Annotated in this window: 1 protein-coding gene; it reads right to left on the bottom strand. The window is 57.7% G+C overall.

Annotation, left to right across the window (positions count from 1 at the left end; translation table 11 throughout):
- Positions 1–38 precede the first annotated feature (38 nt).
- Positions 39–600, bottom strand: a 562-nt coding sequence (locus ACTIEN_RS22310; protein WP_439525323.1) for a DUF4214 domain-containing protein, incomplete at its 5' end; no start/stop codon positions are given.

The raw sequence follows: 600 nt of genomic DNA, 5'->3' as shown, positions 1-600 counted from the left end.
TCTCGCCAGGTGTACCGCCGCTTTCGCCGAAGAAGTCGTTAATTGTTGACTTCGCAGACGCAACGGTGGCCGGATCGTTCGTCACACCTTCGTGTGATCGACTTCGCGGATGTCTGCGCGCCGGTGTCGGAGGTGTAGTCGATGCCAGCCTCTTCGGCCGCGTCGGTCCAAGAGTTTGCAACTTCGATCTTGTTCAGGATCGTGGTGCGGTCGGCACCGGCTTCGGTGTCCTGAGCGCCTTCGATGATGGCAAGAATGATTTCGCCAACCGAGATTGCGCCTTCTTCACCAGCGATCGCAGCCTGAAGCGCGCCGCTCCAGAATTCGAGGCCTGCCGCATCGGGCTCGCGGTTGAACAGGTTAAGGTACAGTTCGGAGATGAACGCGTTTGCCGCTTCAGGAGTCGGATCATCAAAGAACGGATGCACATTCAGCGTTTCCGGCTGAGTGGAAAAATCCGTTGCAATGTCTGCAAGGCTGAGAGCCGGGTTTGCAACCGCGCCTTCCCAGAAGTCTTGGCCAACCGGATCGGCGGCACGGTCATAGTAACCGATGTAAATTGCTGCAACCTGCTGTTCAGCTGTCAGCGTGCTTAGGTCG

Origin of the sequence: Marivita sp., assembly GCF_051859345.1 — a bacterium.
Classification (GTDB): Bacteria; Pseudomonadota; Alphaproteobacteria; order Rhodobacterales; family Rhodobacteraceae; genus Marivita.
The sequence above is the reverse complement of the archived record's forward strand: the minus strand, read 5'-3'. Positions and strand labels throughout refer to the sequence as shown.